General features: G+C 46.7%; 31 protein-coding genes and 3 pseudogenes. 30 read left to right on the forward strand and 4 right to left on the reverse strand.

Translation table 11 applies throughout. From position 1 onward, the window contains the following. Positions 1-11 precede the first annotated feature (11 nt). The 6 genes from FYJ45_RS13970 (at position 12) to FYJ45_RS13995 (ending at position 4,989) form a co-directional block, all read left to right on the forward strand. On the forward strand, positions 12-515 hold the full coding sequence (locus FYJ45_RS13970; protein ID WP_321170238.1) for a winged helix-turn-helix domain-containing protein: 504 nt from the start codon (positions 12-14) through the stop codon (positions 513-515). A gap of 125 nt (positions 516-640) precedes the next feature. Continuing rightward, the gene (locus FYJ45_RS13975; RefSeq protein WP_321170239.1) at positions 641-1,318 is read left to right on the forward strand and encodes an MgtC/SapB family protein; all 678 of its coding nucleotides are present in this window, start codon (positions 641-643) and stop codon (positions 1,316-1,318) included. Next, positions 1,319-1,558, forward strand: a complete 240-nt coding sequence (locus tag FYJ45_RS13980; RefSeq protein ID WP_235930806.1) for a conjugal transfer protein — start codon at positions 1,319-1,321, stop codon at positions 1,556-1,558. A 6-nt stretch (positions 1,559-1,564) separates the two neighbouring features. Next, positions 1,565-1,876, forward strand: coding sequence for a DUF3784 domain-containing protein (locus FYJ45_RS13985; RefSeq protein WP_154465147.1), 312 nt, complete (start codon positions 1,565-1,567; stop codon positions 1,874-1,876). Positions 1,877-2,037: 161 nt separating this feature from the next. Further along, positions 2,038-4,803, forward strand: coding sequence for a magnesium-translocating P-type ATPase (gene mgtA, locus FYJ45_RS13990; protein WP_154465149.1), 2,766 nt, complete (start codon positions 2,038-2,040; stop codon positions 4,801-4,803). A gap of 9 nt (positions 4,804-4,812) precedes the next feature. Beyond that, a complete protein-coding gene (locus FYJ45_RS13995; protein ID WP_003501829.1) occupies positions 4,813-4,989 on the forward strand; it encodes a hypothetical protein in 177 nt (58 codons plus the stop codon). Here the strand turns inward: FYJ45_RS13995 and FYJ45_RS31455 are convergent, their stop codons facing one another. Next, the gene (locus tag FYJ45_RS31455; RefSeq protein ID WP_154465151.1) at positions 4,990-5,412 is read right to left on the reverse strand and encodes a hypothetical protein; all 423 of its coding nucleotides are present in this window, start codon (positions 5,410-5,412) and stop codon (positions 4,990-4,992) included. It abuts the gene before it with no gap. 106 nt (positions 5,413-5,518) lie between these two features. Between FYJ45_RS31455 and FYJ45_RS32685 the strand changes: the two are divergent. From FYJ45_RS32685 to FYJ45_RS14020, 4 genes and pseudogenes are all read left to right on the forward strand, one after another. Next, a pseudogene (locus FYJ45_RS32685) lies at positions 5,519-5,710 on the forward strand (hypothetical protein); the annotation flags it as partial. Between the two features lie 389 nt (positions 5,711-6,099). Further along, positions 6,100-6,405 (forward strand): hypothetical protein, encoded by a 306-nt coding sequence (locus FYJ45_RS14010; protein WP_154465153.1) that lies wholly within the window; start codon positions 6,100-6,102, stop codon positions 6,403-6,405. Positions 6,406-6,434: 29 nt separating this feature from the next. Further along, positions 6,435-6,665 carry a hypothetical protein gene (locus FYJ45_RS14015; RefSeq protein ID WP_235930809.1) on the forward strand — a complete coding sequence of 77 codons (231 nt, stop codon included), beginning with the start codon at positions 6,435-6,437 and terminating at the stop codon, positions 6,663-6,665. A gap of 41 nt (positions 6,666-6,706) precedes the next feature. After that, entirely contained in the window at positions 6,707-7,213 is a 507-nt protein-coding gene (locus FYJ45_RS14020) for a YkgJ family cysteine cluster protein (RefSeq protein ID WP_154465155.1), read from the forward strand. Positions 7,214-7,235: 22 nt separating this feature from the next. Here the strand turns inward: FYJ45_RS14020 and FYJ45_RS14025 are convergent, their stop codons facing one another. After that, a complete protein-coding gene (locus tag FYJ45_RS14025) occupies positions 7,236-8,576 on the reverse strand; it encodes an MATE family efflux transporter (protein ID WP_235930807.1) in 1,341 nt (446 codons plus the stop codon). Between the two features lie 215 nt (positions 8,577-8,791). Between FYJ45_RS14025 and FYJ45_RS14030 the strand changes: the two genes are divergently transcribed. The 4 genes from FYJ45_RS14030 to bcp all read left to right on the forward strand — a co-directional run bounded on the left by FYJ45_RS14030 (position 8,792) and on the right by bcp (position 10,472). Beyond that, entirely contained in the window at positions 8,792-9,250 is a 459-nt protein-coding gene (locus FYJ45_RS14030; protein WP_025487394.1) for an Lrp/AsnC family transcriptional regulator, read from the forward strand. A gap of 17 nt (positions 9,251-9,267) precedes the next feature. Beyond that, a complete protein-coding gene (locus FYJ45_RS14035; RefSeq protein WP_154465159.1) occupies positions 9,268-9,414 on the forward strand; it encodes a hypothetical protein in 147 nt (48 codons plus the stop codon). Positions 9,415-9,428: 14 nt separating this feature from the next. Further along, the gene (locus FYJ45_RS14040) at positions 9,429-9,833 is read left to right on the forward strand and encodes a nitrilase-related carbon-nitrogen hydrolase (RefSeq protein WP_276917280.1); all 405 of its coding nucleotides are present in this window, start codon (positions 9,429-9,431) and stop codon (positions 9,831-9,833) included. A 186-nt stretch (positions 9,834-10,019) separates the two neighbouring features. Further along, entirely contained in the window at positions 10,020-10,472 is a 453-nt protein-coding gene (gene bcp / locus FYJ45_RS14045) for a thioredoxin-dependent thiol peroxidase (RefSeq protein ID WP_025487392.1), read from the forward strand. 140 nt (positions 10,473-10,612) lie between these two features. On the opposite strand, the pseudogene FYJ45_RS14050 reads toward bcp, so the two are convergent. Further along, positions 10,613-11,370, reverse strand: a pseudogene (locus FYJ45_RS14050) (GNAT family N-acetyltransferase). A 128-nt stretch (positions 11,371-11,498) separates the two neighbouring features. Next, positions 11,499-12,431 (reverse strand): magnesium transporter CorA family protein, encoded by a 933-nt coding sequence (locus FYJ45_RS14055; protein ID WP_154465163.1) that lies wholly within the window; start codon positions 12,429-12,431, stop codon positions 11,499-11,501. 318 nt (positions 12,432-12,749) lie between these two features. Between FYJ45_RS14055 and FYJ45_RS14060 the strand changes: the two genes are divergently transcribed. From FYJ45_RS14060 to FYJ45_RS14135, 16 genes and pseudogenes are all read left to right on the forward strand, one after another. Beyond that, on the forward strand, positions 12,750-13,283 hold the full coding sequence (locus tag FYJ45_RS14060) for an NUDIX hydrolase (RefSeq protein ID WP_154465165.1): 534 nt from the start codon (positions 12,750-12,752) through the stop codon (positions 13,281-13,283). An 86-nt stretch (positions 13,284-13,369) separates the two neighbouring features. Further along, positions 13,370-13,663, forward strand: a complete 294-nt coding sequence (locus FYJ45_RS14065) for a flavodoxin family protein (protein WP_154465167.1) — start codon at positions 13,370-13,372, stop codon at positions 13,661-13,663. Beyond that, positions 13,660-14,070: pseudogene (locus FYJ45_RS14070) on the forward strand (DDE-type integrase/transposase/recombinase); the annotation flags it as partial. The gene FYJ45_RS14065 and the pseudogene FYJ45_RS14070, both read left to right, overlap by 4 nt. A gap of 15 nt (positions 14,071-14,085) precedes the next feature. After that, positions 14,086-14,223: a hypothetical protein gene (locus FYJ45_RS14075; RefSeq protein ID WP_154465171.1), complete on the forward strand. Its 138-nt coding sequence runs from the start codon at positions 14,086-14,088 to the stop codon at positions 14,221-14,223. A gap of 130 nt (positions 14,224-14,353) precedes the next feature. Next, the gene (locus tag FYJ45_RS14080; RefSeq protein WP_154465173.1) at positions 14,354-14,623 is read left to right on the forward strand and encodes a hypothetical protein; all 270 of its coding nucleotides are present in this window, start codon (positions 14,354-14,356) and stop codon (positions 14,621-14,623) included. Positions 14,624-14,713: 90 nt separating this feature from the next. Further along, the gene (locus FYJ45_RS14085; RefSeq protein ID WP_154465175.1) at positions 14,714-15,016 is read left to right on the forward strand and encodes a DUF6414 family protein; all 303 of its coding nucleotides are present in this window, start codon (positions 14,714-14,716) and stop codon (positions 15,014-15,016) included. Beyond that, positions 15,013-15,150, forward strand: a complete 138-nt coding sequence (locus FYJ45_RS32690) for a DUF1016 N-terminal domain-containing protein (RefSeq protein WP_276925356.1) — start codon at positions 15,013-15,015, stop codon at positions 15,148-15,150. Before FYJ45_RS14085 ends, FYJ45_RS32690 begins: the two co-directional genes overlap by 4 nt. Before the next feature lie 384 nt (positions 15,151-15,534). Further along, complete coding sequence (locus tag FYJ45_RS14095; protein ID WP_154465177.1) at positions 15,535-16,455, forward strand: aldo/keto reductase; 921 nt, start codon at positions 15,535-15,537, stop codon at positions 16,453-16,455. 98 nt (positions 16,456-16,553) lie between these two features. Continuing rightward, the gene (locus FYJ45_RS14100; protein ID WP_195841814.1) at positions 16,554-17,285 is read left to right on the forward strand and encodes a class I SAM-dependent methyltransferase; all 732 of its coding nucleotides are present in this window, start codon (positions 16,554-16,556) and stop codon (positions 17,283-17,285) included. A 1-nt stretch (position 17,286) separates the two neighbouring features. Then, complete coding sequence (locus FYJ45_RS14105; protein ID WP_154465181.1) at positions 17,287-17,958, forward strand: SatD family protein; 672 nt, start codon at positions 17,287-17,289, stop codon at positions 17,956-17,958. After that, positions 17,948-18,274, forward strand: a complete 327-nt coding sequence (locus tag FYJ45_RS14110; protein WP_154465183.1) for a DUF3307 domain-containing protein — start codon at positions 17,948-17,950, stop codon at positions 18,272-18,274. The genes FYJ45_RS14105 and FYJ45_RS14110 overlap by 11 nt, the downstream gene beginning before the upstream one ends. A gap of 118 nt (positions 18,275-18,392) precedes the next feature. After that, entirely contained in the window at positions 18,393-19,019 is a 627-nt protein-coding gene (locus FYJ45_RS14115) for a manganese efflux pump (RefSeq protein ID WP_025490274.1), read from the forward strand. Positions 19,020-19,144: 125 nt separating this feature from the next. After that, a complete protein-coding gene (locus tag FYJ45_RS14120; RefSeq protein WP_154465185.1) occupies positions 19,145-19,708 on the forward strand; it encodes a hypothetical protein in 564 nt (187 codons plus the stop codon). After that, positions 19,705-20,097 carry an amidohydrolase family protein gene (locus FYJ45_RS14125; protein ID WP_235930810.1) on the forward strand — a complete coding sequence of 131 codons (393 nt, stop codon included), beginning with the start codon at positions 19,705-19,707 and terminating at the stop codon, positions 20,095-20,097. Before FYJ45_RS14120 ends, FYJ45_RS14125 begins: the two co-directional genes overlap by 4 nt. A 101-nt stretch (positions 20,098-20,198) precedes the next feature. Beyond that, the gene (locus tag FYJ45_RS14130) at positions 20,199-21,053 is read left to right on the forward strand and encodes an SDR family oxidoreductase (RefSeq protein WP_195841815.1); all 855 of its coding nucleotides are present in this window, start codon (positions 20,199-20,201) and stop codon (positions 21,051-21,053) included. A 534-nt stretch (positions 21,054-21,587) separates the two neighbouring features. Continuing rightward, on the forward strand, positions 21,588-22,892 hold the full coding sequence (locus FYJ45_RS14135) for a SurA N-terminal domain-containing protein (protein ID WP_154465191.1): 1,305 nt from the start codon (positions 21,588-21,590) through the stop codon (positions 22,890-22,892). The last annotated feature ends 314 nt before the right edge of the window (positions 22,893-23,206 follow it).

Here is a 23,206-nt window from a genome sequence, read left to right on the forward strand (position 1 = left end):
AGGAATTCATCGTGAAAAAGAATATCGGTTTTATCCCTATGGATTCCGTCCTTGAAGAGTGGCTGCTGGAAAAGCTGATGAAAGAGCCGCCGAAAAGTGACTGCGCGGAAGACCTGCTTTCCGGCATCCGGGATATGCTCAGCGGAGAGGTGACCTCCCTGCTGCTGAGCGCATCCGGCGAGGCGGAAGCTCCCTCGCTCGACCCGCCGGACGGGATGCGGATTGGAGAACTGGAAATCAGCCCCAAAAGCAGGAGGGTCGTCATGGGGGGCGCTGAAGTCAGCCTGACGCCAAAGGAGTTTGACATACTGTATTTCCTTGCTCAGAACCGCGGGGAGGTATTTACCAAGGAACAGATCTACCGGGCGGTGTGGTCTGAGAATTACCTTTTGGACGACAGCAACATTATGGCATTTATCCGAAAACTACGGAAGAAAATTGAGCCTGACCCGGACGCGCCCAAGTACATTCTGACCATCTGGGGCATCGGATACAAGTTTAATGACCAACTATAACACAGGCGGGCCAAACTCAGCCTGCCTAAATTCTTGCAAAATCGCAAGGAAATCGCAAGGTTTTAGCCATGTGATTCTCCTTGCGATTTTTGTATTCTGTAAGTGGTCGAAGGGAGGCGATTCGCGTGATTTACGCCGATTTTGTTTTTAGAATTTCCCTCTCCCTGGCGCTTGGCTTTCTGATTGGATTGGAGCGGCAGCTCACCGGACATCCGGCAGGCATCCGTATCAACGTTCTGATCTGCATGGGAACCAGCTTCTTCACGTTGTTTCCCATGCTCTATGGCTCAGATCAGGTGTTTCGTGTCGGAAGCAGTATTATATCCGGCGTGGGCTTTTTATGCAGCGGCGTGATCTTCAAGGACAGCGGTTCGGTGCGGGGAATGAATACGGCAGCTACGCTTTGGTGCACAACTGCCATTGGTATTCTTGCGAGCACGGGAATGTATGCAATGGCAATTACCGCCGCCGGGGTTCTGATTGGCTCCAATTTGATCCTGCGTCCCCTTGCGAGAAAGCTGAATCCAATCACTGTCGGGGATGAGTCTGAAAAGCAATATCGTATTTCGGTCCTTTGTCAGGCGGATGCAGAGCAGGAAATCCGTCTGTTGCTGATTAATAGCAATTCCTGCAAAACACTGTATCTGAATAATCTGGAAAGCGGCGGTGTTGTTGGCGATAAGGTTGAAATCGTTGCTGAATACTGTTCTTCAGGAAAACCAAAAAGCAATGTTTTAGAGGGAATCGTTGGACAGGCATTGGCAATCCCAGAAGTGATAAGCGCCGGTTGGGAGGTGCTGTGAGTGAAGAAGAAAATCGAAGATCATAGACTCACAGTTTTCTCTGCGCCTTACGCCGTGTTCACAATAATATGCAGCTGTTTAAGCTGGATATTTTCCGAATACAGGATTTTGATGTTCCAGATTTGGTACCAAGTGTCTGCTGTCATTTGGCTTGTTCTGGCAGTTACAGCAGTGATGTTGCTCATCAGACTTCTGAAATTAAAGAAACTAAGAAATGAAATCAATCACCGAAAGGAGTGAGCAGCCATGGATTACACCTGCATCTTTTTTGGAGTTCTTTTCACCATAGCGGGCTTTGTGTTTGCCTGCGGGAAAGGACATATTCACTTATCTGCGTGGAAAAATATGCCGCAGGAAGAAAAAGAGAAAATTAAAATTGTCCCGCTTTGCCGCAATATCGGAGAAGTCATTGCGCTTAATGCCATCATTTTTCTGATGAAGGGATTGTGGTCTGGATTTGCAGACCACTGGTTTGTAGGCGCTATGATCGCATGGCTGATGATTGCCGGCTTTGACGTCTGGTATATCGAAAAAAGCAATCGATATCGCAAAAAATAATCCGCAATGCGGTTTCAGATAGATATTCCATAAAACAGTGAGGTGAATGGCATGGACTCTGACAGTAGTCCGCGAAGGCATAGCGCAGCACGTGGGGACGGGGAGTTCCGTGTCCCTCATGTGACCCTGCTTGCCTCTACAAAATCAAGGAGGTAAGACCAATGAACAAGAAAGAAAATCGTATGGCCGTTCGTCAGGCAGCTGAAAAGGCAGTCATTCGCGACGAGCAGAATCGCCGCATTCAGTTTGCGGCTACCAATCCCATTAAGGAAGTTTTGAAAAACCTGCATACCACACTTCGTGGCCTTGATGCAGAAGCCGTATTCGTAAGCCGTACCAAATACGGCAGCAACAAAGTAACACATGAAAAAAAGAAGTCTCTGGCAAAGCGGCTGGCTGGGGCATTCATCAATCCCTTTACCGCCATCCTGTTCTGTCTGGCGCTGGTGTCCACCATGACGGATATGGTGTTTCCCTATTTTTCTCTTTTAGGCAGTGCGCCGGAGGATTTTGACCCTCTGACTGTGGCAATTATTCTGACTATGGTTATGATTTCCGGCACACTTCGCTTTGTACAGGAATCCAGAAGCGGAAACGCGGCAGAAAAACTGCTGGCCATGATCACGACCACCTGTACGGTCACCCGCAGGGAGCAGGAAAAAGCTGAAATTCCCATGGATGATCTGGTGGTCGGCGATATTGTGCATCTGTCAGCGGGTGATATGATTCCGGCTGATGTTCGAATTCTGGATGCAAAAGATTTATTTGTCAGTCAGGCAAGTTTGACTGGAGAAAGCGAGCCCATTGAAAAAACGCCTAATGTCAGCGCGGCCAAAGACAGCGTAACCGATTATACAAACATCGCCTTTATGGGCAGCAATGTTGTCTCCGGCAGTGCAACAGCGGTCGTTGTTTGTGTCGGAGATAATACGCTGTTTGGTTCTATGGCATCCGCAGTGGCCGGAGAAGCGGTAGAGACCAACTTCACCAAGGGGGTCAATGCCGTCTCCTGGGTGCTGATCCGCTTCATGCTGGTCATGGTCCCGCTGGTGTTCTTCATCAATGGCATTACAAAAGGCGACTGGTTGGAAGCATTCCTGTTCGGCATCTCCATTGCCGTCGGCTTGACCCCGGAGATGCTTCCCATGATCGTGACGACCTGCCTTGCCAAAGGCGCGGTCTCCATGAGCAAAAAGCAGACCATCGTCAAGAACCTGAATTCCATCCAGAACTTCGGTGCCATAGACATTCTTTGCACCGACAAGACCGGAACGCTGACACAGGATAAAGTTGTGCTGGAATATCACCTCAATGTAAACGGTGAAGACGATACGCGGGTATTGCGCCACGCTTACCTCAACAGCTATTTCCAGACCGGCTACAAGAATCTGATGGATCTGGCGATCATCCATAAGACAGAGGAAGAAGAAGCGGCGGATTCTCGTCTGCTTGATCTGTCTGAAAATTATGTGAAGGTGGACGAGATTCCCTTTGACTTCACCCGCCGCCGCCTGACCACGGTAGTTCAAGATAAGCAGGGCAAGACCCAGATGGTGACAAAGGGTGCTGTGGAAGAAATGCTCTCCGTCTGCACCTTCGCAGAGTGTGATGACGGCGTGGAGCCGCTGACCGATGAGGTTCGCAGCCGGATTCTCAAAACAGTGGATGATCTCAACGACAAGGGCTTCCGTGTGCTGGCGATTGCGCAGAAAAGCAATCCGTCCCCGGTGGGCGCTTTCGGCGTGAAGGACGAGTGTGATATGGTGCTGATTGGGTATCTTGCGTTCCTCGATCCTCCGAAGGAATCCACCGCAGATGCCATCAAGGCACTGAAAGACCATGGCGTGACTACTAAAATCCTGACCGGCGACAATGACAAGGTGACCCGCACCATCTGCAAGCAGGTGGGGCTGAAGGTTCGCAATATGCTCCTTGGCTCTGATCTGGATAATATGAGCGACGCGGAGCTGGCACAAGCAGCAGAATCCACCGATGTATTCGCCAAGCTGACTCCCAACCAGAAAGCACGTGTGGTTTCGATTCTCCGGGAAAACGGCCATACCGTTGGTTTCATGGGCGATGGAATCAATGATGCCGCCGCTATGAAAGCCGCTGACATCGGCATTTCGGTGGATACCGCCGTAGACGTGGCAAAAGAATCGGCTGATATTATTCTGCTGGAAAAAGACTTGATGGTGTTGGAGCAGGGCATTATTGAAGGCCGCAAGACCTATGCCAACATGATCAAGTATATCAAGATGACCGCATCCTCCAACTTCGGCAATATGTTCTCGGTACTGGCGGCCTCCGCGCTGCTGCCCTTCCTGCCGATGATGAGCGTGCATCTGATTTTTCTGAACCTGATCTACGACCTGTCCTGTACCGCGATTCCCTGGGATAACGTGGACGAGGAATTTATCGCAAAGCCCCGGAAATGGGATGCTTCCAGTGTAGGCAGTTTTATGATTTGGATTGGACCTACCAGCTCCATCTTCGACTTTACAACCTACATTTTCATGTATTTCGTGTTCTGCCCCATGTTCGTGTCCGGTGGTGTTCTGTTCAACGATCTGGCCGCTCATTACAGCGGAGCGGGGCTTGCGGCCATGCAGGCGCAGTATATCGGGATGTTCCAGGCTGGATGGTTCGTGGAATCCATGTGGAGCCAGACACTGGTCATTCACATGATCCGTACTCCGAAGCTGCCCTTTATCCAGAGCCGCGCATCTGCCCCAGTGACGCTGCTTACCATGACCGGTATTGCGATCCTGACTGTGATTCCTTTTACAGTTTTCGGAACGGCACTTGGTTTTGTTGCTCTGCCCGCAATGTATTTTGCGTATCTGATCCCCTGCATCCTGCTGTATATGGTGCTGGCAACCAGTTTGAAAAAAGCCTATGTCCGTCACTATGGCGAGCTGCTCTAAGGAGGTGTGATGATGAACTGGAAAGAAATTTGGATTACTTTTTTCGGAACAACCGAATGGCTGGGTCTTAATATCGGCTTTTGGGTATCCATGGCTGCGGTTGTACTAATCGTAATTGTAATGAACGTTGTGTTTTGGGGAATGAAGCCCAAAAAGGCAAAAACAGACAAACCGAAAAAGGCTTGATTACATCACGTCGGCACTATACCAAAATTCATATTGGAACGCAAACTGCCGCACGACGGCAAAAGAAAAAAGCCGTCGTACAGCAGAGAGATTTTTACGCGCCTGTGAAGCGGTGGCTTTGATTGAGCCGCCGTTTCTTTTTGTTTTTGCGACGATGCTCGTGTGATCAGGAGCTGGCGTTTTTTGTTGCCGTTTTTTCGGGAAATCTCCCGATTTGTACAGCTGCCGATCCCCGCCTCCATTCGATTCACCCGTCAACTGGACCCGTGAACCGAAATGGAGGTACATAATGCGCACTACTCTCTGGACTGCCTTCCTGACAAGCAGTCTCCGCTCATAAACAAACAATTTATCGCAGTACGCCACGCCCTGCACAGCCGGGTTTGACAGGTCTTTCTCACTGCCTTTCGGTACGGCATCCAAAAAATACCTCCGTATGTGTGGGGGGTATTGTTCTGGGCTGCATTTTCGGACTGTGGTTTCATTGGTTTTTGTATTCCAGCCTTATTACACGCACTTTTGGAATTCCGTGGAGTATCCAATGATGAGGTGCAGGCGGTATTTCTGGCTGATGAGAGCGGAAGCGGCCTATGAGCGAAGATTGTATCGCTACAAGGCACAGTATTCCCTGGACTGAGAGAATTGTATTGAGAATGTGGTCTTGCGGAAACCGAAGACACCGGAAATTCTTCTGGAGGAAAAGCAGCTTCGAGAGCAGATTATATGTGATTTCGGACAACTAAGGACAGCCTTTAGCCGCATCGCAATTTCAAAGGATGTGACAGTAAGTAGTTTTCCGGTCCACCAAGCCCCGTAACTACTATAAGTATTGAACAGTAGCCATTACAAAACAGTATATTTCAAAAACCTATCAGGGATTCCCCGGGAGGTTTTTTTGTGATATGATTAAAACAAAAATAGTTTAGCTAAAATATATAGCAGCAGTTGATAATGTTGGGCGGAGGGAAAATGCGTTCTTGATGCATTGGCTGGTTATCTGAATGAGGTGTCTACTTCATTGTCTTTGTCAGACTATAAAGATTTTATTGAAAAGATGGAAAATGCTTATGGGGCTGAACTTCAGAAGGATAATGAAGAGATATTTTTTCAATGTTTCAGCAGGGCGATTTTATTATAGCATATTATAAAGCGGATAGAGTTTTCCGGGCACAAATACCAAGTCATGTAGAAAAAGTGGAGCTGCAGGACAAGTATATAATTACAGACACACCGAGGGAAGATTTTGTCAAATATCTTCTGGATTTAAAAATGACAGAGGCTCTTGCGGCTACCGGAGCGAAAAAGGATAAGGCGAAAAAAATAGAAAGAAGGTTCGGCAAATTTGAAAGCCTGCTGCAGCGGATATTTGAAGAACCGTTACTGAGACTGGAGTTTTGCCGGGCATTGTCCTTATAGATGAAATAGAGACTCATCTTCATCTGGATTTGCAGAAGAAAATATTGGATTTACTGACTACTGTATTTCCCAAGATACAGTTTATAGTTACTACTCATTCGCCATTTATTCTTAACAGCCTGGAGAACGTAGTGGTATATGATTTGGAAAACCATATTCTTGTGGAAGATGGTTTGGCCAATGTGCCGTATGATGGAATTGTGGAAGGGTACTTTAAGACGGATACCATGTCATCTCTTTTGCATGAGGGAATCTCTTAATTTTAGTGAAACTATATTATACCTATACATAGGAGGCTGTTATGATTAAGCCAGCGCAGATAGAGCAGGAAGCAAAGAAAAAAGAAAATGAAAACATAAAGTTCCGTTCTTTTTTGAAGAATCATGCGGACGAGGAAAAACTGGATCAAGATTTTGCCCGGCTCCACAAGGAATTATTTTCCGGATATGACTGTAGCAAGTGCCGGAATTGCTGTAAGCTGTACAGCGGATCGATACCGGAAGAAGACTTGGAACAGGATGCGGCCTTACTTAAACTGACAAAGGAGCAGTTCGTTGATTTTTTTCTGGAGAAGGAAAAAACAGATGGTGTATATGCGACAAAACATATGCCCTGCGATTTCCTGGAAGAGGATGGTTCCTGTAAGCTGGGTGACTGCAGGCCGGATAATTGTAAGAAGTATCCGTATACAGATCAGCCGGATCGTCTTTGGAGTTTATACAGTGTGCTTGAGGCTGTTGAGGTTTGTCCGGTGGCTTTTGAGATATTTGAAAGACTGAAAAGAGAATATGGTTTCAGGTCCAGATAGCAGCCTTTTTCCTAGAAGATGATTATTGAATTTTTATAATCTTTTTCATATTAAAGAAGAAAAACAACACCCCCGCGGCATCCGCCAGGAACCAGCCGATAGGAATGGACCACCAGATAGCGGCAGTGCCGAAGGCAGGAATTGGCGCGAGCATGTAGGAAAGAAGGACACGGGTTCCCAGGGAAATAACGGTGAGGACAACGGAAATTCCCGGCCGGCCAAGCCCTCTGTAAAGGCCGTAGAACAGGAAGAGAAATCCAATGGCAAAATAGCAGGCGCCTTCGATGCGCAGGTAGCCTGCGCCGATTGCTATGATTTCCAGTTCTTCGGGGCGTATAAAGATAAGCATGAGCCGTTCTGCAAACAGAAGGACAACGGCAGAGATAAACATGCAGAACAGGAAGGAGCACAGGAAGGCGGAGCGGATACCTTTTTGGATCCTGTCAGTTTTGCCGGCGCCCAGGTTTTGGGCGATAAAGGTGGAAAAACCGTTGCCGAAGTCCTGGACAGGCATGTAGGCAAAGGAATCGATTTTAACTGCGGCGGCAAAGGCGGCCATGACCGTGACGCCGAAGCTGTTGACCAGTCCCTGGACTATAAGGATGCCAAAATTCATTACAGACTGCTGGACGCTGGTCAGGAGGGAATACTGAAGAAGCTCTTTTAAGAGCAGGCGATCAAAATGCAGGGTTTTCGGCCGGATACGGTGCAGGGAGAGCCTGCGTATGGTATAAACGGCCAATAGAAGGGCGGAAAATGCCTGCGATATGATGGTTGCCCATGCGGCCCCTGCAATTCCCATGCCAAAAGAAATCACAAAAAGTAAATCAAGCGCGATATTCATGAGTGCGGAAAGCGCAAGGAAAAGAAGCGGCACAAGGGAATTCCCCAAAGCACGAAGCAGCGATGAGAAATAATTGTACAGGAAAGTAAAAAAAAGTCCGTATAAAATGACCTGCAGGTAGCTTCTGGTTTCCGGGCGTATGCTTACAGGAATGTGCAGGAGCGTCATGATAGGATCCAGCAGGAGCAGGGCAGGAAGATTGATTAAAATAGTAATCAGCCCGATCATAATGAAGGAAAGAAGAAAACATGCATGAAGGCGCTGCGTATTGCCGGCGCCATACAGTATGGAGAAGCTGATCCCGCTTCCCATGCACAGCCCGAGGATAACGGAGGTCAGAAATACCATCAGGGTAAAAGAGGAGCCTACGGCAGCAAGCGCATCCGCGCCAAGAAAACGGCCGACAATCAGAGTGTCCACAACATTATAAAGCTGCTGGAGCAGGTTGCCCAGGATAATAGGAGCTGAAAAAAGCAGAATGGATTTGGTGATGGGGCCGTGAATAAGTTTTTTCTCCAAGGGAATTCTCCTTTTGCAATTACATATTGAAAGTTTAAACTTACATTTTGTAAGTAAAAGATAACACTTTACATGCGGCATGTCAATTATTATAATGATATAAAAGGCAGCATTATTATAATGATATAGAAGAAAATATTTTTATAATGGTATAAAAGAAAACATTATGCAACGGGACAAAAGGTAATGGGCAGCAGGAAGGGGGAAAGGGCGGCATGTTTTTGAGCGGATTGGATGAAACGGACAGGCAGATTGTGGAGGCGCTGATACGGAATGCCAGGATTTCCTATTCGGATTTGGGAGAACTGGTGGGTCTGTCCCGTGTGGCTGTAAAGTCCAGAATCGATGCTCTGGAGAAAAGAGGAATTATAGAAGAGTATACAACGATAATTAATCCGCAGAAGCTGAGCGGCGCGGTATCCTGTTATTTTGAAATAGAGACAGAGCCTTCCAGTCTGAAGACAGTCACTGATATTCTGGAAAAAAATGAGATGGTGACCCAGATTTATCTTGTGTCAGGGAGGAGCAGGCTGCATGTTCATGCGGTGGCGGCTTCCCAGGAAGAGCTGGAAAGCTTCCTGGAACAGACGATGCACCGTCTTCCCGGCGTGCGGGATATGAGCTGTAATATTATTCTTTCCAGGGTGAAGGATATTAAAGGACTTCGGTTATGACGGAAAGGCAGGGGAAAATGAAGATAGGGGCATTCCAGTTTGCCGGAAGCGGTGACATGGAATATAATTTTGCAAAGATATCTGAGGGAATCCGGCAGGCGGCGGGGGCTGATGTGCGGTTCGGCGCGGCGGCAGCGATGGAATCTATGATATCGATGGCTTAACAATTGGCATCCGTATTTGTTTTGAAGTAAGGTTTCCGGAGTATTTCCGGGAATTATACAGGCAGGGGGCTGATTTGGGAGTAGTCTGTTTCTGTGATATTTCAGAGACGGATAATCCGGACAGGTATGAGCTCATAAAAGCACACCTGAGAACAAGGGCTGTGGAAAATGTGATGCCTGTATTGGCTGTGAATGACGCAGGTCCATTTCAGACTGCACCGACGGCGTTTTTTGACAGGGACGGTAAGGTACTTGCGGAGTGCAGAAGGAATGAGACGGAGCTGTTAGTTTGGGAAGTTGAGAAGCTGCCGGATACTTTTGGGCAGGCGGGGAGAAAATATGTGAATGGCCGCCTGTCGTTAAGTGGACAGCAGCATGTATCGCCCTGCATTGCGCAGACAGAAGGGACAGGTGGCTGACAGAAGGATACCTTTTTATAATACGATATTGCGTTGTGAGTATGTTATCTGCCGGGAGGCGGTTCTGCTTTTTGTAAATATTGCGTGAGACAGTAAGATTCTTAATTTTAAAGACCGGTGTCTTTTCTATATTAAAGAAAGCCGGCAGTTAATACTAATTTACAGAAATTGACAGGAGGTCAAATTATGCTGGAAACAGGAATAAAAGCACCGGAATTTACATTAAAAAATCAAGATGGAGAAGAGGTTTCGCTTAAGGATTTCCGTGGGAAAAAGGTGATTCTTTATTTCTATCCCAAGGACAATACGCCGGGCTGTACCACACAGGCCTGCTCTTTCGGGGACAGATATCCTCAGATTCAGGAGAAAGGGGCTGTGGTGCTGGGAGTCAGCAAGGACAGCGTGGCGTCTCATAAGAAATTTGCGGAGAAATATCATCTTCCTTTTACGCTTCTGGCGGATCCGGAGCTGGAGGTCATCCAGGCATACGATGTATGGCAGGAAAAAAATATGTACGGGAAAAAGGTTATGGGTGTAGTGCGCTCCACCTACCTGATTGATGAAGAGGGAATTATTCGTCAGGCTTTTACCAAGGTGAAGGCCGGTGAGAATGCAGAGCAGATGCTGGGGACGCTGTAGTAAAGTCAGAAGCGATGCCTGCCGTGTTGATAAGGCTTCGGCAGATGGAGCGGCAGGAATTTTTTACCAGCGGATAAAACAAAATCGGGAGGCTTACAAATAGTCGGAGTAAATGGTATCTGCCGGAGATTGGCGGGTGCTTACACGGGCAGGGAGTCCAGGAATTTTTCAAATTTTTTCTCAGAGAATATTTCATGGGTAACCAGCCGGCCGTTGTTAAAAAAGCTGTAGGTAGTATAGGGAGCGGGCGCATTTTGTGCCTGCTCCGTTGTCGTTATGGGGTGGAGCGTGAGTTCATGTCCGCGTGCGCGGGCGGCTTTGGCTATAAGAGGGACATATTGGGAGGTATAGGGGCACTGGGCGGTATAGTAAAGCACCATGCCGGTTTCTTCGATGGTTCCTTTTCTGGCGCAGCCCTTAAACCGGGGCAGGGGGGCATTGTCCGTAAAAGGAAGATAGAGGAGTTCAAAAAAGGGATTGGCCGTGTCTGCAGTAAGGAAGCCCTTGTATTTCAGATAATCCGGATCAGATAAATAGGGCTTCTTTTTGGAAGAGGAAAGGACGGTGAGGCCATGCTTCCCCTGTGACCTGGCATCCTCAATACATTGGGAAAGCAGCTGATTGGCATAACCCTGTCCCTTAAACTGGCCGGATACCCAGAAACAGTCGATATGCATGTAGCCATCCGCCAAGATGGGATACAGGCTTTTTCCGCGGGTATATATTCGATGAAAACCTTTCCCCTCGCATCCAGGCGGCGGAATACAAGGCCGTCCTGAAAACGGTCCTTCATCCAGGACTTTTTGGCATTGGCTCCTGTACTGTCCTTTTTATCAGAAACGGCGCAGCAGATGTGCTCGCTGTCAATGTTGTCCGCGGTGATTGTGATAATTTCCATTGTTTGATTCCTTCCTCCGGCAGGCCGGTGCAAAAATAATTTTTCAGAGTAAGTCAGGCGCTCTGGACTGCTGTTTTTAAGGTCATTATATATCATGAAATATGACGGCGGTATGTCATATTAAAAATTTACAGAAAATGTTTTTTCCGGCAGAGGCGGATGCAGAGGATGACGATGGCAAGGCTGAGCAGGAATACGGTGAGATAGCCGTATTTCCAATTCAGCTCAGGCATGTATTTGAAATTCATGCCATACCAGCCTGCAATGAGCGTCAGGGGGAGAAAGATGGTGGTGACGACGGTGAGGATTTTCATGATTTTATTTTGCCTGATGTCGATCTGGGACTGGTAAACCTCCCGGATTTGCGTGGAATACTCCCGGAGCATGAGCGCTTCCTCATGCAGCCTTCCCACACGTTCGCTGAAAAGGCGGAAGGCATTCAGTTCGCTGCGGTTAAAGAAGCCGTGATCATTCTGCTGCAGTACGTTGCTGATGTCGGATAGCTGCAGATAATAGTGGGAATAGATGAGGATTTTTCTGCGGCAGCTCATGATTTTGTGATTGAAATTATCAAGAGTGCCGGACAGGACTTCATCCTCCAGATGGACAATCTGGTTCTCAATATCGGTCAGGCAGAGCAGATCCTCTGAAATCAAGGCATCCAGGAAATCTGCGAAGAAAAAGCCGATGCCGGGATTGGGCCGGGTGATGGAATCGCGGATTTTTTCTACGATACGAAGGACATAGTCTCCGTCATCAATGAATATGATGCGATCTTTAAAAACCGCATAGCGGAAGGAAGCCTCATAGGTGTTTTTCCCTTTGGGAGGAATGACGAAGGTGCCATATAAAAAGTCCATATGCACCTCCGCTTTGCAGAAATGAATTTCCTGGGGGTATTTCAGATTCATAAAGCCGTGCTCTTGCAGATAAGCGTTTGAAGCGGCTTCCGCGGGCGTAAGAATTTCTATGGCAGGCGTATTGTTTTGTGCGGACGCAGGGGCTTCCGGGGAAGCGGGAAGCTCTGTGAGCCGGGAATGGATGCCGAATATTTTTGACATGGGATGTCTCCTTTCGGTTCAGCAGGTCTGCGCATTTTCTGCACAGACTATAAGAATATACAGTGACGGCAGGTATCCGGTCCATTGTGCAGCGTTTTTTAATGGCCGGATGCCGTAGCAGCTCAAAACTGTCTGAACTGTTGTTATGATTTCTTTACGGGGAAATCTCCCTGAGTTGATTATATGCCAGGATTGGGAAAAACAACAGAAAAAGAAAGTGACTTTGGAAGGGGATGAGATTAGAATAGAAGCATATGACGAAATGGAAGCATAGTGATATGGCATACATTTACGCTGCAATGCGTGGACAGGAGTAATATGGAATTGTGGGATGCCTATGACGGGCAGGGGAATAAAACTAGCGGAGAGCTGATAAGAGGGCAGGAAATCCCGGAAGGGTGCTATCATTTGGTCAGTGAAGTGGTGGTCAGACATGAGGACGGCAGTTTTCTTCTTATGCAGAGGTCTGAGGATAAGGCAATGTTTCCCGGATTATTCGCGGCGGGCGCCGGAGGGAGCGCGCTGAAGGGAGAAGGGCCGTATGAAGCGGCAGTGCGGGAATTGAAGGAGGAAACGGGAATTGAGGCCGGAGAGCTGGAACAGATATATTTTTGCAGGAGCAAAGATACGCTCTATTATGGATATTTATGTATTACCGGATGGGACAAGAAGGCGGTGGTACTGCAGGAGGGGGAAACTATTTCTTTTTTGTGGATAACTGCCCGGGAATTTTTGGAGTTTGTGGAATCAGAGAAGTATATTTGGACGCAGAGGGAGAGGATGGAAGGGTATCTGGATGGGGTGAGGAATGAAGAGGACAACGATTGTGATTTCCTGTACAGGGAATTTTGACGGGGACAACTGTTTTACGGCCCGCTCCTTTCAGGAGGCGCTTGGAATGGCTGGGGGCAGGGATATCTATGTATCCGGAGGGGAGAATGAAAACATTGATATTGAATGGATCGCCGAGGAAAAACGGAGATACGGTCAGTCTGATCCATATATTTTTAGAGGGGCTTGAGGGGGAGTATAAAATAGTCAATGCATATGAGGATGGGATAGGGCCATGTATAGACTGCAGGTTTTGCTGGGAAAACGATGGATGCAGCATACAGGATGGGATGCAGGAGGTTTATGAGTACATACAGGTGTGCGATAATATTTTGATTGTCTCCCCTATATACTTTTCTGAGATCCCCTGCCCTGCTCTGCAGTTCGCTGCTTTGGGTTGATTCGTTATGGCTGCTCTTTTACCGTACATAAATATATGAATACGGAACTCGGACTCCGCTCTATCGTCCGTCCCCACAAGCCCGGATATGAGCATGGGAAACCGCATCACATTTTCAGCAATCAGCTGAATCAGGATTTCCACGCACCTAAGGTGAATCAGAAGTGGTGCACAGATTTTACCTACCTGTTTCTTCAGAACGGTGAGGTTCGTTACAATTGCAGCATCATTGATTTACATGATCGGAGCATTGTTGCCAGCATCACGGATCGCGGTATTACAAGCGATCTTGCAATCAGGACGTTGGAAAAAGCACTGGATTCCCAGCCTGCCATTCATGGGGAATTACTCCTACATAGTGACCAGGGTTCGCAGTTTACATCGAAAGCGTTCATTAAGTTTTGTGAGTGAACGGAATATGAAGTGAAGCTGGAATATCCGGAGGGGCTGTATGACAGCATGAACAGCCTGATGGATGCCACTCTGACTAACAATCAGGGCATTCAGGTCCCTTCCATAAGTAAAGGGTGCTCCGCACCGCCCCTGGCGGCAGGCCCTTGACTTATGGATATGATCCAGGTTTGGCGCAGTCAGGCAATCCAATGAAGGGAACTGCCCCTTACGGAGCTATCTATGCAGCATTCCGTGCTTCAAATGGTGTACGATATCCGTTGTATGAATGCGGACGTACATGGTTATAAGTGACATAGGCAAGAATGAAATTCGTTGGGATATTTTAAAGGAAGCTGTATTGGCGACTTCTAAAAAACGTGGTTCTTGGGAGGAGTTGAAAGAATATCGGGAAATTATAGAAGAGATGCGTGAAAGTGACTTTCTTAGAAGAGTATGGAAAAAGTACAAGGAAGAAAATACATATAGTGAGGGTATAAAATTTAAGGACACGTTAGACACTATTTTGGAAATTGGGATAATGTTAGAAAAGCAGTTGCTTTCATTCTAAGATATTTTGTGAAAAGCATATGTTTTTTAGTTCGAACATTAAAGAGTAATGACAAAATAAATAATAGAATATGAAGTGGATGTTTAGTTTATGGCAGTCAAGAAAGTAAAACCCAAAAAGATGATAAAAGTAGTGTATTTTGATGAAGGATCAGCTACAGATTTTATATATGTATTAGCTGGTGGTAAAAGCAGTGATAAAAAAGAGCACATAGTGACAAAAACAACTGAAATTGCAGCTGGAGCGGAAGCGGAAGCAAGTAAATCTGCAAGTATTTTTTCTATGTTGACAGCAAAAGTGGGAATTGATGGGAATGCAGATTTTTCAAGAGAGGGAAGCACTATTATTACAAAAGCAATCGAAAATGGGGCAGCCATGTTTATCAAAAGATAAGCAAAGACTTAGTAAAAGAACTGCCGGAGATCAAGTCATTTTCACCAGGAAATCTACAATATATGAATCAGTTTTACAGGTTGTATTCGGATGTAGAGATTACGCCCCAACTTGATGCGCAAATTAATAATTAATATCAATATGTCTACACACTAGGCCCAACTCTGCCTTTTATCCATCATTATTATCCGCTCAATAGTGACGGTTTGGAAAGCCGAAAAAAATATATATAAATACAGACAGGCGGTTCGTTTTTTCTGAAAAGAGGAAATGGGCGCCTGTTTTTTCAGGCCCAAAATAAAAAATGGTGGCCAGACGACGCTCTGCATCCGTCCGAATGGAGTTCGAAAGGCGGCTGTAAACGGGCAGGGGTATTGAGGGTTTGTTCCGTCAGGGAATTTTCCACCATGATAAGACAGGAAAAAGACAAGATAATAGCTTTTACTTTGCATAAAAGTAAAGTAGAATAAAAAGAAAAAAGAGGCCGGAATAGCGCGGCTTCAGATGGGAGGGCAATAATGAAGACAATAAATTTGGGAAAAAGCGGCCTGAAGGTTCCGGCGGTGGCAGTTGGCTGTATGCGCATGGGGGATTTGGAGCAGAAGGAAGCGGACAACTATATTGCAGAGGCCGTGGACATGGGGGCCGTATTTTTTGACCATGCCGATATCTACGGGGCGGGAAAATGCGAGGAGATGTTCGGGAAATACCTGCATGGGAACCCGGCGCTGCGGGACAGGATTATTCTCCAGTCCAAATGCAGCATTGTGCCCGGCGTGATGTATGACTGCTCCAAAGAACATATCCTGGAATCGGTGGATGGGATCCTGAAGCGTCTGCAGACGGAATATCTGGACGTTCTGCTCCTGCACAGGCCGGACGCCCTTGTGGAGCCGGAGGAGGTGGCGGAGGCTTTTGATCTGCTGGAGTCTTCGGGAAAGGTGCGGCATTTCGGGGTATCCAACCATAAGCCTTCCCAGATCCGGCTTCTGAAAAAGTATGTGAAACAGGATATTGCCGCAGATCAGCTGCAGTTCAGCATTCCCAATTCCCAAATGGTGGCAAACGGCATGGAAGTAAACATGCTGACGGAGGGCGCGGCGGACCGGGACGGAAGCGTGCTGGATTTCTGCCGTCTGGAGGATATCACCATTCAGACCTGGTCGCCGTTCCAGTATGGATTTTTTGAAGGCGTATTTTTAGGAAATCCCAAATACGCTGAACTGAACCGGATTCTGGAGGAGCTGGGAGAAAAATATGGCACAGGAAGCACAGGTATTGCCTCTGCCTGGATTCTGAGACATCCTGCCAATATGCAGCTGATTGCTGGAACCATGAAGACCTTGCGCCTGAAGGAAATCTGTGAAGCATCTGAAATTGTGCTTACCAGAGAGGAATGGTATCGTATTTATCTGGCGGGCGGACATATCCTGCCTTAAAGCGTGTTTGAAAATTATGGATCCGGACGTTACGAATCGATGATGGGCGTATGGACGGATGCCTGAGGACAATTCTCTGCGTGTATCAGGAGAACGAAATGGAACAGGAAAAATATTATCTGGCATATGAAGAAAGATACAAGACTGTTTATGAAGCCGGGATTGACCATTGGGGGCATGAAACAGGGGATTCTGTGCTGAATGTATATCTGGCGGAATGGGTAAAGCATTACGGCCTGCATGGGAAAATGGTAATAGAATTTGCCTGCGGGGAAGGCGCCTGCGGCGTCATTCTCTCCCGCCTCGGCGTTAAATACACCGGTGTGGACATTGCACCCGCTGCAGTGGAACGGGCCAGGGATGCGCTGCGCCCGTATACGGACGCCAGGGTTTTTCCCCTGGATATGGTCAGACATATGCCAAATGACCGTTATGATGCGGCACTGGATGTCATGGGGCTTCATATGCTTGTAACCGACCGGGATCGGGAGAAATACCTTCGCCATGCCTGCGGCTGCCTGAAAAAGGGCGCTCCCATGCTTTTCTTTCGGGAAAGCTTCCGTACAGATGCCTGGGAAGGCCGTGTGGAAACCTTTGAGGAATGGCTGCGCCTTACCGGCGAGGACTACCAGACGCCCAAAATGAGAAGCGCCCGGGGGAAAAATGAGGGAATGGAGGTTTCCATTCCCATCGTACCCTGCAGGCCCAGAAGCCGGGAGGGCTATATCCGGGAGCTGGAGAGCTGCGGTTTCCATGTGGATTTGGTTCGTGAGATGGAACGAAACCGGATGTGCCCGTCTTCGGTGAGTGTCTTTACACGGAAGAAATGAAATGACCGGGAGGTATATAGCCATAATAGGAGATATCAAAAGCTCTAAAAAGCTTTCTGACAGAAAAGCAGTCCAGAATAAGCTGAAGAGAGTTCTGATGAAAGTTAATGAAAAATATGACAGAGATATAGCATCGAAGTTTACAATAACCCTGGGAGATGAATTTCAAGGACTGTTATGCAATGGGAAAAATATAATTAAAATTATTTTTGAGATAGAAAATTGTATGTGGCCCATTGATATCAGATTTGGAATTGGTATAGGAGAAATTACCACAGGTATTGAACGGGAGATTTCTATTGGCGCCGATGGCCCCGGATATTATAGAGCCAGAGAAGCAATAGAAAATTTAAGAAAGAATGAGAAAAAGAAACAGACGGATACAGCAAATATCCATTTGGTATCAGACATAGAAAATCAGGAAGCCGTACTTATAATAAATACAGTTTTTACATTGCTGTGTACGATTAAAGAATCATGGAGCGACAGACAGCGGGAAGTAATACTTGATATGCTGGAACATGGTGATACGCAGACAGCAGTTGCAGAAAGGCTGAAGGTACGGCAGCCAACCATACAAAAAATACTGGCAAGCGGAAAGTATTATGCATATAAGGAAGCTGTTGATGTTTTGGAGAAGATATTGGGAGAAATAAATTGGAATGATATTTAAAGAATGCTTTGTATTATTGCTACTTGCACATATAATAAGTGATTTCTATTTACAGCCTGTCGGTATGGAGGATAGAAAATCTGTAAAAAAACAAGAGTTAATCAGACATTGTGTTATTTACTGGATAGTGATGATTATGCTTTTATTATTTGCAATGTCATATAATTTGTTGCTGTTTGGAACAATAGCGGTATTTGTCCATGTGATAATAGAAATAATTAAATACGTTTATATTTCAAACATAAAAAAGAATAATGAATTATCTGTTCAGATTAAAAGGAATATTTTCTATTTTGAACAAGTACATTGGCTGTAATAGCGGTTTCTTTTATTATCAATATGATATAAAGTTCAGTTCCTTTATATGCCCTTTCCTGCAAAAGTATGTCAAAAATAAGCAGAAAGAATATACTAAAATAAAAAGAGAAATCACTATGCTTCAGATTTTAGTATTATGTCTGGCTCTCTGTATGGATGAGTTTGTAGCCAGTATTGCTTATGGAGCTGACGGGATAAGCATTAACTGGAAGGAAACGGGTGTCATGAACGGTATATGCAGCGCCTGCCTGGGCGCTGCATTATGTTTTGGGACGGCACTGACGGCGGTGGTGCCGGAAAACCTGACCAAGGCTATATGCTTCACCAGCCTTTTCATCCTGGGTGCAATCAGGCTGGCGGATTCTTTGATTAAAAATTACATCAACCATCATTATGAAGTGCGCAAGGATATCCATTTTTCTTTTTCCCAGCTGCAGTTCATTATCAGTATTTATGGGAACCCCACAGCGGCGGACAGCGATCATTCCCAGACGCTTTCCATGAAAGAAACGGTATTTCTGGCATTTGCCATGTCAATTGACAGCCTGGTAGCCGGAACCTTTGCCGCCTTCCTGAAGATTCATATTCTCCCAACCATGCTGGCGGCATTTTTAATCGGCGTGGCCGCCATGGGGCTGGGGCAGCTGCTCGGCCGTAAAATCGCTTCCCGCCTCAGCTGGAATCTGTCCTGGCTGAGCGGCGTCTTATTTATTGTTCTGGCATTTTCCAAGCTGAAGGGATAAACTGAAAGACAGAAGAAAACAGGAAGATACACTGAAAAAAGATACGGCATATCAGGGGGCAGAAGAGGGACTTCTGTTTTCCTGATTTTGCAGCCTGCAGTACGGGGAGTTAAGGAGTAGAAGGTATGGCAATCAGCTTTGCGGAAGCATTGGAAAAACGTAAGCCTTTGGAGGAATATCCTAAAAGTGACTTACATGTACATGCCGGACGGGGAGGAAGCCAGGAGTATATAATGGAACGCACTGGTAAAAGAATAAAAAGCCGGTGTACACCTTTTATCTCTCTGGAGGACATGCAGCTATGGTTTGAAGAGGAAATTAAATCATCTTGCCGTGGTATGGAAGGATATTTACTTCGTCTGGAAGATGCATTTGCCCGGGCTGCGGAGGAGCATATTAAAGTATTATGCATGGAATTTGGCTATGGTGAACTGATGCAGCTTGGAAAAATTCAGAATTTTATCCGGCTGACAGAAACTTTCCGGAAAAAATACTGCCCGGATACTATATTCTGTCCGGAACTTGCCATAGGATGGGAATGCCCCGCAGAGGAAGCGCTTCGCCAGCTTGAAGAGTTGCTTCCTTATCATTGGATATGCTCTCTGGATTTATGTAACAGGGAACTTGCACAACCGGTTAAAAATTTTGTTCACTGTACCGAACGGCGAAAGCAAACGGCCTTTGCCTGAGAGCGCATGCGGGGGAATTCGGGACGGCAGAGGATGTGAGAGAAGCAGTGGAGGTACTGGAGATGGACGAGGTACAGCATGGTATTGCGGCTGCAGCTTCCCCACAGACCATGTACTTTCTGAAGGATAATCACATATGCTTAAACCTGTGCCCAACGAGCAATATAATGTTGGGAAGATCCGGAGATTATAAAACATATCCCATAAGGCTGTTCTATGACTATGGAGTGCCGGTAACAATCAATACGGATGATATGCTGATTTTTAACAGCAGTGTTTCCAGAGAATACAGGATGCTTTATGATTCCGGCTGCATGAAGCCGGAGGAACTGGACACTATCAGGCAATTCGGCCTGAGAAAGGGTCTGAGGATGAATTTTCTGATTTGATTGTGCCAATTTACGCAGAAGTATTCAATTTTATAAAGTTCTCTTCAAACTATTGATTGTTGCCATATCACAGGCGAATCTGAGATATGCAGGAGGAAAACATGAAAATACTTATAACAGGAGCGGGCGGCTTTGCCGCCGCAAGAATTATTGCCGCCTGGAAAGACAGGCATGAAATCACAGGGACAGGGCGTGCACAGCTTAATTTTACCAACAAAGAAGAATGCCTGCGAGTTATCGGTCAAGTCCGGCCGCAAATTGTCATACACTGCGGCGCTGTTTCTGACGTAGGCGCATGCGACAAAGATCCCGGACACTCGTATCTGGTAAACGTAACCGGCGCGGAAAACATAGCCTTGGCCTCCCGGGAAACTGGAGCGAGGATGATTTTTTTCAGCTCGGATCAGGTATACTTCGGAAATGACGTACAGGAACCGCACCGCGAAGATGAACTCCTCACCCCCTGCCGTATTTACGGCAAACAAAAGCAGGAGGCCGAACAAAGATGCCTTACTGCCCAGCCCGATACCGTGGCGCTTCGTATGAGCTGGATGTTTGATAATAAAAAGCTTAGCCCCCGGGAACACGACACCCTTATTACCAGCGTAAGACAGGCTGTCAGTGAAAAACGCCGCATCACCTACCCCATCCACGACTATCGCAGCATTACCTACGTGGGGGAAATGATACGCCATCTGGAAACCGCACTCACCCTCCCTCCCGGAATCTACAATTTCGGAAGCCCCAACGACCTGAGCACTTACCACATCGTCCGCGAGTTTCTCAGCTTCCAGGGCACCGACGAAACGCTCCTGGTCCCAAATAAAGAAGCCTTTGCCGCCAGCCCCAGAAACCTGCGCATGGACCAGGAAAAACTCCTGCGCCACGGCATCTGCTTTTCCGATACCCTGCAAACCCTTAAAAACTGCCTCCAGCAGGATAACATGAAACCCTGATACCCCTCCTCATCAATGCTTAAATAACTTCACACCCCATAAAATAATTTTAAGCTTTTGTCATAGCCTGCCGGTTTGTCCGGATGTTTGGAAGCGCAGCGGCCAGAGGGGGACCGGGGAGGCAGATGTTTCTGGCAGGGTCGTATAAAAACGCCAGTCCTTGCGTTGTGTGTTTTACAACGCTAGTACTGCTGCGTTTTTAACCGAGTGAGAACGTGCCCTGCCAGGAACATCTGCCTCCCCGGTCCCCCTCTGGCCGCTGCGCTTCCAAACATCCGGACAAACTCATCCACCTATAACAAAATTCCCCTCAAAATTAACAATTTTTGTTGAAGCCGGAAGGAGAGTGTATTATACTGTGAATAGTGCTGTCTGCCGGGAATTACAGGACTTTAACGGCAGCAGTAATGCGAAAAAGGTGTGCCGTTGTGCAGATTTTCAGAGAAAAACAGCTGGATTTATGCAAAAAGTTCACGCTTGTTTCACATTTATCAGGTATAATACCTGACAGAGATAAAAGGAGGGAAGCTTACCATGTCTAATAATAAGAAGACGGAAGAAAAAAGCGAAAAGGTCATGACAAAATATGACCGAAAAATGGAAAAGAGAAGGATTGAGGAGGAAAAAGAACTCAAATCGCTGAAGCGTTTTAAAATAGGAAGCATTATTATAATCGCGGCAATCGCTGCGGCGGTTGTAATATCCATAGGAATGTCCGCATATACGAAATATGCAGCGGTCTACAACACCTATGTGAAAATTGGCGATCATGAAATCACTAAGGTAGAATATGATTACTACTATAACAATGCGGTAAACAGCTATCTTTCCATGTATGGCTCCTATCTGCCCTATATGGGACTGGATACCTCAAAGGATTTTGCCCAGCAGCAGTATACCGACAATATGACCTGGAAGGATTATTTTGATCAGATGGCGGTAAGCCAGCTGACACAGGTGAAGGCCATTGTTGACGATGCCGCAGCACAGGGCTTTACCTATGATGATACGCAGGATATGGCAGCCTTTGAAACTGAATTTGCTGCACAGGCGGAAACGGAATCCGTGAGCGCGTCCGAGCTTTACAGCAATATGTACGGCGACTATGCGACCAAGGACAGGATCCTGCCCTACGTGAAGGAAAATATGCTTGCAAATGCCTACTATGAGCACCTGACGGAAATCAACAAGCCTGGTGATGAAGAAATTCAGGAATACTACGAGGCCAACAAGAACAGCTATGATAAAGTGGATTACAGAAGCTTTGTATTCACAACGCAGCTGGCCGAGGATGCCACGGAAGAAGATATTACAAAAGCCATGGACGAGCTGCAGAAGAGCGCACAGGCCATGGAAGAAAAGGTAAAGGCCGGAGAAGATTTTGAGACCCTCTGTGTGGAAAATGCATCAGAGGAACAGAAGGAGAATTACGGCGGCGCGGATAAGGAAGGCAGCCTGACGGAAGGCGGTTCCTATGCCGGATCACCGGCGGCCATTTCAGCATGGCTGTTTGATGAAAGCCGCAAGGAAGGCGATCTGACCATCCTTCCCGATGAAACAAACCACAGATATTATGTGGCGCAGTTCATTAAGAGAACAAACGATGCGGATGCCACAAGCCAGTCTATTTCCAGCACGCTTTCCAACCAGAAGGCAGGGGAATATGTAAAAGCCCTGACCGAAAAATACGAAGTGACGGATGTGGCAGGCAAACTGGCTTATCTGACCATCGAAGAGAGCACCACGGAAGCTGTGGAAACAGGTACGGAAGCAGCAACTGAAACTGCTGTGGGGAACGCTTCTGCTGAAGAAACGGAAAGCAGCAGCGCAGCTGAATAATTTTTCCGGCCGTACAGCCGAATCAGCACTTTCATAATACGTTGCAGTATAACAGAACAGGGAACCGTTCCGGGCCGAATTCAGCCTGGGAACGGTTCCTTTTTTTCGGTAAAAAGGCGGCCTGTTTGGGATTTAATAAAAAAATAAGAAAAGGATATTCCCTCCGGCTTGTTCCGATAACAGGTAATTATACGCAGGATATTTTTATCCTCATCTTTTGCCCCATATAGCATAAATCAAGGCATTGTTCAATAAAAGATGTGGATAAAAATCCACCTTATCCCTGATAATGGAATCATCAAATTTATGGAGGT

Source organism: Eisenbergiella porci (assembly GCF_009696275.1).
GTDB lineage: Bacteria > Bacillota > Clostridia > Lachnospirales > Lachnospiraceae > Eisenbergiella > Eisenbergiella porci.